Genomic DNA, 6,523 nt, shown 5'->3' on the forward strand with positions numbered 1-6,523 from the left:
CGTCCCGTCCTGCACCGCGCACCCCTTGCACGTCAGGGTCGTCCAGGTGCCGCCCGTGCAGCGCAGCGCCTCGTCCGGGCTGGCCACCGCGCACTGGGCCGTGGTCTCGGCCACGCCCGGGCAGGCATCCCCCGCCTGGGCATTCCTGAAGTCGCAGACGATGTTGCCGTTGCTCCGGCCACAGCCGGACGGGCCGTTGCAGGGGATGGCGCGGAGCTTGCCGCCCTCGCACCACAGGGCCTCCGTGCTGCTGCCGCAGGTGGCGGTGTTGTCCGGGGAGCAGGACTCACCGGCCTCCACGTTCCCGCAGGCGGAGAGGCACAGCGACAGAGCCAGGACGGCCAGGGAGAGGAGCTGCTTCATCGTAGGTGGACTCCGAGCTTCGGGTTCATGCCTGCCAGCCCTGCCTGCGTGCGCTCCACCCTTCGTCCCCTGCGTGGGGCAGGACGGTCGGCGCGGGGGTGCTTCCTGGCCTCCGGACCAATGCCCACCCTTTGTCCAGTACCCAGCTTGAGGGAAACGACGGAGGGATTCGACATGGCATCAGTTCGTAGAAGCAAGGCCAAGAAGATGCAGGCCGCGGCATCCGCGGCGACGGGCCGCACCCGCAAGGGACGCAACAAGGTTCCGAAGATCTCGCGGCAGGACAAGAAGAAGGGCGCCGAGAACCGCGATCCTGTGTATCCGCCCCCCCCACGCAGTCGCTGAGCCGGACGAAGGCGCGCTCCCGGAGGAGAGTCCCCCTGGAGCGAGCCCCGCTCACTTCTTCGGGCCCACCGGGTTGGCGGTGACCGTCAGCAGGCCGAGGTCGGCCGCCGCCGTGGACTCGTCCTTCACCAGGTGGAAGAACTCCTCGCGGAAGCGCTCCGGCGTCAGGTGCGTCACCGCGCAGAACTGGGCCATGGACTCCGGATTCTCGAAGTCCTCCCGCTTGAGCCGGAGCATGAACGTGCGAGCGATCCGGTAGCGGTCCGAGTCGATGTCCACCATCCGCACCCGAGGCCGCCCAGTCGCCGGGTCCTTCATGTCCTGGAACGAGATGGGGTGGAACCGCCCGTTCACCATGGAGACCACCGCCTCGGAGCCTCCATCGACGATGTAGCGGGCCGCGCAGTAACCCAGGTCGCGCGTGTACTCCATGTCGAAGGGAATGGGGTCCGCGCAGCGCACCTCGTAGCCAATCGACTTGGGCAGGAGGGTGGCCTTGATTCCCAGGCCGGCCAGCCGCGCCTCCACGCCCTTCACGAGCACCTCCCCCAGGTTGATCTGCGCCACGTGGACGTTGCCCATGTGGTCTCGCGGGATGTCCGTGTGCCGGGCCAGATCCTCGGGGTCGATGCAGTCGGCGAGCCCCTCGGCGAGCAGGGCGATTCCATCCTGGCGCCCGTAGGACAGCCGCTTGATGACCGAGCCGGCGAGGATGTCGATCACCGTGGAGAACGGGACGGGGCACCCCTGGCGGAACTCCTCGGGGATGACGCTGACGGTCGCTCCTACGGCCTTGCCGATCGACAGGGCGAGGTGCCCTGCCTTGCGGCCCTGGGCGACGACGAAGTACCAGCGCGAGGTGGTCTTCGCGTCGACCATGAGGTTCTTGACGATCTCCACGCCCACGTGGCGCGCCGTCTGGAACCCGAAGGTGCTCACGTCGTAGGGCAGGTCGATGTCGTTGTCGATCGTCTTGGGGACGTGGATGACCCGGACCTTGCCCCGCGTCTTCTCCGAGATGATTTGAGCGAGGGTGGCGGTGCCATCGCCGCCAATGGTGATGAGCATGCCCACGCCGAGCTTCTCCAGCGCGTCGATCGTCCGCTGGAGGTGCTCGGGGGAGCGGGTCGGGTTGGCCCGCGAGATGCCGATGTACGAGCCACCGCGGAAGTGGATGCGGCTGGTGTCGGCGATGGTGAGGGGAACGACGTGGGAGAGGTCTCCCTCGGCGAGCCACTTGAAGCCGTCCTGGATGCCGAGGACTTCCACTCCATCGAGGCAGGCCCGGATGGTGGCCGCTGCGATCACGCTGTTGATACCCGGGGCTGGCCCCCCGGCGACGACGATGGCGAGCTTCTTCATGTCCCCGAGTTTCACCCGGAGGGCGGGCGAATCTCAGGAAAAAAAGCGGGCTCCCTACCTGGGAGTGCTTGGTGAGGGACGCCCCCGCCATGCCATCGTCCCCGCCCGCCTGACCCGAGGGGGACCCACACCGTGCTCCAAGCGCTGCTCGAGCTGCTCTACCCGCCCGCGTGCATCGCCTGCGCGAAGGTGATGCCCGTGCGCACGGCCTTCTGTGAGACGTGCGACGTCGCCGTGGAGCGCCTGCCCCCCGCGCGCTGCCGCACCTGCGCCGAGCCCGGCACCTTCCCCCGCGACACCTGCCCGCGCTGTCACCTCTCGCCCCCACCCTTCTCCCGCGCCTGGGCCCCCTTCGCCCACGAGGGCCCCGTTGCCCGCGCCATCCACCGCTTCAAGTACGAGGACCACCCGGAGCTCGCCCCCGCCCTCGCCGAGCTGCTCGCCTCCGAGTGCTGCCAGTTCCTCTCCCGGGCCCCCGCCCTCCTCGTCGCCCTGCCCCTCCATGACCGGCGCTTCCGCGAGCGCAAATACGACCAGGCGCAGCTCCTCGCGGGGGAGCTGGCCCGGGCCACCGGCCGTGAGACCCGGGTGGGACTCCTCACCCGCGCCCGGGAGACCCGCCGCCAGGTGGGCCTCTCCGAGGCCGAGCGGGCCCACAACGTCGCGGGCGCCTTCACCGCCTCCCGCTCGGCCGCTGGCCAGGAAGTCCTCCTCGTGGATGACGTGCTCACCACCGGCGCCACCGTCCGCGCCGCCGCCACCGCCCTGCGCGAGGCCGGGGCCGCCCGCGTGGAGATCCTCACCCTCGCCCGTGCCTTCTCGCTCGCTTAGTTCCCGACATTCCGGTTGATTGGCCTCCCACAACCGCGCATGCAGGGGAAGGCTCACCGGTGCTCGGCTGTTCACCGGCGCCGACACTCACCCCCGGCACCCCTTTTTCGAGGACGAGGAACACGGATGTCCCGTACCCCACGGCTCGCCGCGCTCTCGCGCACCACCTGGCTCGTCGCCCTGCTCACGCTCGCCTGCCCGCTGCTGACGCGCGCCGCCACCGAGAGCAGCGCCGCGGCTGCCCGGGAACAGGCCGAGGAGGCCCTGAAGCTCGCCTCCTCACCCCGAGGGGCGGCCCAGCTCATCCGCCTGCATGCCTTCAAGGAGGACCTCGAGGACCTCACCCCGCTGGTGAAGGTCTACTCCGACCTCTCCGTCCGGCGCGACACGGACCCCCACACCCGCGCCACCGCCCAGTGGCTGTTGCTGGACCTGGAGCGCGCCCGGGGCCGGCTCAACCGCGCCGCCGAGCTGCAGGACGCGCTCGGCTTCATCGGCGACTACTACGTCGTCGGCGGCTTCGACAACGAGGGCAAGTCCGGCTGTGACACGGACTTCGGCCCCGAGGCGGCCACGCTGGACCTCTCCGCGAAGTACGCCGGCGCCAAGGGCCGCGAGGCGTCCTGGCGCAAGCTCTCCGTCAGCCCCGTGGACGGCTACGTGGACCTGGCCTCCGCGCTGCGCCCCAACCGCGAGGCCGTGGCCTATGCCCTCACCTGGCTGGAGGCTCCGGCCGAGACGCGCGTGGCGCTCGGCGTGGGCACCTCCGGCGCCTTCCGCCTGTGGGTGAATGGCGAGAAGGTGGCCACCAGCGACACCTACAACGCCCCCCGCCCCGACCAGTCGCGCGTCTCCGTGCGCCTGCGCAAGGGCCTCAACCGCGTCCTCGTCAAGGTGTGCCAGGAGTCGGGCCCGCTCGGCTTCTACCTGCGCCGCGACCCGCCGGCCCGCATCCGCGCCACCCTGCCCGCTTCCCTCCCCACCCTCACCAAGGGCCCCTCCGCCGCGCCCCAGGTGCTGCCCACCCTCACCTCCCTCCTCAAGGACGCGGTGGCCAAGGCCCCCGAGGACGCGAAGCTGCGCGGCGACTACGCCACCGTGCTCGGCTTCTTCCGCGCCTTCGATGAGCGCGAGCACACCGCCACCGTCGAGGCCGATCGCGCCGCCAGCGCCGCCCCGCAGGACGTGAAGCTGCAGCTGCTCGCCGCCGAGGCCCACCGCGAGGATCTCAACCTGCGCCGCCGCTTCCTCGAGGCCGCCGTGCGCGCGGACCCCGCCTCCATCCCCGCCCGCGTGGCGCTCGCCGAGCACGAGCTGGGCCGCGACCACCCCGAGCGCGCCGTGGAGCTGCTCAAGCCCACCCTGGAGCTGGCCCCGGACTCGGCCGCCGCCCGCCTCGCGCTGGCCCGTGCCTACGAGGCCCTCGGACAGTCCGCCCGCGCGCACGTGATGGTGGACGAGACGCTCCAGCGGCTGCCGCGCGTGCCCCGCGTGGTGCGCTCCGCCGCCAGCTCCGCCCGGTCCCTCGACCGCTCGCAGGACGCGGTGGCCCGGCTGCGCGTGGCCCTGGCCCTGCGCCATGACGACCGCTCCAGCCGCACCGTGCTGGCCCTGCTGCTGGCGGACCTGGGCCAGGTGGAGGCCGCCGCGCGCGAGTACGCGCAGCTGCTCACCTTGGATCCCTTCGACAACGCCACCCGCGTCAAGCTCGCGGAGCTGCGCGCCGCCAACGGCCAGCTCGACGCCGCCACCACCCTCTTCGCCGAGGCCCGGGCCCTCTCCCCGGACGAGCCCGAGGTGTACGAGCGCGAGGGCCGGGCCCTGCTCGCCGCCGGTCGCCGCGAGGAGGCCCTGGCTTCCTTCGAGCGCTCGCTGGTGCTGCGCCCGCAGAACCCCTCCCTCAAGGAGGCCGTGCGCACCCTCAAGGGGGAGTCCGCCAGCGCGGGCACCCAGTACCTCGCGGACGCGAAGGCCGTGGCGAGCGAGGCCGAGGGCTACACCAACGAGGACGCCGTCTACCTCGTGGACACCACCTACGTGCGCGTGCAGAAGAGCGGCCTGTCCAGCCGGCTGCACCAGTTCGCCGTGAAGGTGCTCAACGCCCGCGGCGTGGAGGCCTTCCGCTCCCACCCCGTCACCTACTCGCCGGATCGCCAGGAGGTGAAGATCCTCCACGCCCGCATCACCAAGGCGGACGGCTCCGTGGTGGAGGGCTACGGCGAGAGCGACCGCAACATCAACGAGCCGTGGACGGGCATGTACTACGACGCCCGCGCCAAGGTGCTCTCCTTCCCCGCGCTCGCCGCCGGGGACGTGCTGGAGTTGCAGTACCGCGTGGACGACACCGCCCAGGAGAACCTGCTGTCGGACTACTGGGGCGACGTGGAGAGCATCCAGGGCGTCTACCCGAAGGTGCGCTACCAGTTCCTGGTGGACATGCCCAAGGAGCGGCCCCTCTATTGGAACGAGAAGAAGCTGCCCGGCGTGGCGCACGCCCGCGAGGACGTGGACGGCGGCCGGGTCCTCTACCGCTGGAGCGCCAGGCACGTGGCCAAGGTGGTGCCGGAGCCCGGCATGCCCGGCTGGGCCGAGGTGGCCGCCAACCTGCACATCTCCACCTACCGCACCTGGGACGAGGTGGGCCGCTACTGGTGGGGCCTCGTCCGCGACCAGCTCACCCCCAACGAGGAGCTGCGCCGCACGGTGGACACCGTGCTGCAAGGCGTGGACCGCAAGGACCAGAAGGCGGTGGTGCGCGCCGTCTACAACTTCGTGGTGACGAACACGCGCTACGTGGCGCTGGAGTTCGGCATCCACGGCTACAAGCCCTACCGGGTGGACCGGGTGCTGTCGCGCCGCTTCGGTGACTGCAAGGACAAGGCGAGCCTCATCCACGCCATGCTGAAGGTGGCGGGCGTGGACAGCCGCCTGGTGCTGCTGCGCATGCGCAACCTGGGCGCCATCGACGCGGAGCCGGCGAGCCTGGCCGCCTTCAACCACGCCATCGTCTACGTGCCCCAGTTCGACCTGTACCTGGACGGCACCGCCGAGTTCCACAGCGCCCGCGAGCTGCCCAGCTCGGACCGCGTGGCCAACGTGCTGATCGTGGAGCCGGGCGGCAAGGCCTCCTTCCTCACCACGCCCGAGGCCACCGCCGAGGACAACGCCACCCGCCTCAGCATGGAGCTGAAGCTGCGGCCGGACGGCGGCGCCGACGTGATGGGCGCCTCCACCGTGGGCGGGCAGCTGGCGCCCCAGTACCGCCAGGCCTACCGCGCCGTGGCCTCGCGCAAGTCCACCTTCGAGCGCGCCTGGGCCCAGAGCTTCCCCGGCCTCACCGTGCAGGAGGTGAAGCTCAACGACACCACCCGCCTGGACGACGACGTGCAGGTGGACTTCCGGATGTCCATTCCCCGCTTCGCCGAGGCCGCCCCGGGCCACCTGCGCTTCCTCCCCTTCGGCACCGGCCGCTCGTACACCCAGTCCTACGCCTCGCTCGCCGAGCGTCGCTTCGACCTGGTGATGAGCGGCCCGTGGGTGAACCAGTTCACCTACCGGTACACGCTGCCCCAGGGCTACACCGTGGCCGAGCTGCCTCCCAGCAAGGAGGAGTCCACGCCCT

General features: G+C 71.2%; 5 protein-coding genes. 3 read left to right on the forward strand and 2 right to left on the reverse strand.

Going from position 1 to position 6,523, the window contains the following annotated elements; all coding sequences use genetic code 11:
- Positions 1-363, reverse strand: a 363-nt coding sequence (locus tag VF697_RS24380) for a hypothetical protein (protein WP_331098932.1), incomplete at its 3' end; no start/stop codon positions are given.
- 174 nt (positions 364-537) lie between these two features.
- Here VF697_RS24380 and VF697_RS24385 point away from each other — a divergent pair.
- Positions 538-708 carry a hypothetical protein gene (locus tag VF697_RS24385; RefSeq protein WP_331098934.1) on the forward strand — a complete coding sequence of 57 codons (171 nt, stop codon included), beginning with the start codon at positions 538-540 and terminating at the stop codon, positions 706-708.
- Between the two features lie 51 nt (positions 709-759).
- On the opposite strand, the gene pfp is transcribed toward VF697_RS24385, so the two are convergent.
- Positions 760-2,070, reverse strand: coding sequence for a diphosphate--fructose-6-phosphate 1-phosphotransferase (pfp, locus tag VF697_RS24390; protein ID WP_331098936.1), 1,311 nt, complete (start codon positions 2,068-2,070; stop codon positions 760-762).
- A gap of 132 nt (positions 2,071-2,202) precedes the next feature.
- Here pfp and VF697_RS24395 point away from each other — a divergent pair, with 132 nt between their 5' ends.
- Together VF697_RS24395 and VF697_RS24400 are read left to right on the forward strand one after the other, a co-directional pair.
- A complete protein-coding gene (locus VF697_RS24395) occupies positions 2,203-2,901 on the forward strand; it encodes a ComF family protein (protein WP_331098938.1) in 699 nt (232 codons plus the stop codon).
- Positions 2,902-3,027: 126 nt separating this feature from the next.
- On the forward strand, positions 3,028-6,523 hold a 3,496-nt coding region (locus tag VF697_RS24400; protein WP_331098940.1), incomplete at its 3' end, for a DUF3857 domain-containing protein.

Source organism: Archangium sp. (assembly GCF_036388035.1).
In the GTDB taxonomy this organism is placed as follows: Bacteria; Myxococcota; Myxococcia; order Myxococcales; family Myxococcaceae; genus Archangium.

Excerpts from the sequence above, each read along its gene's own strand:
- VF697_RS24385 (WP_331098934.1), top strand. The coding sequence starts at position 538 with ATGGCATCAGTTCGTAGAAGCAAGGCCAAGAAGATGCAGGCCGCGGCA.
- pfp (WP_331098936.1), bottom strand. The coding sequence starts at position 2,070 with ATGAAGAAGCTCGCCATCGTCGTCGCCGGGGGGCCAGCCCCGGGTATC.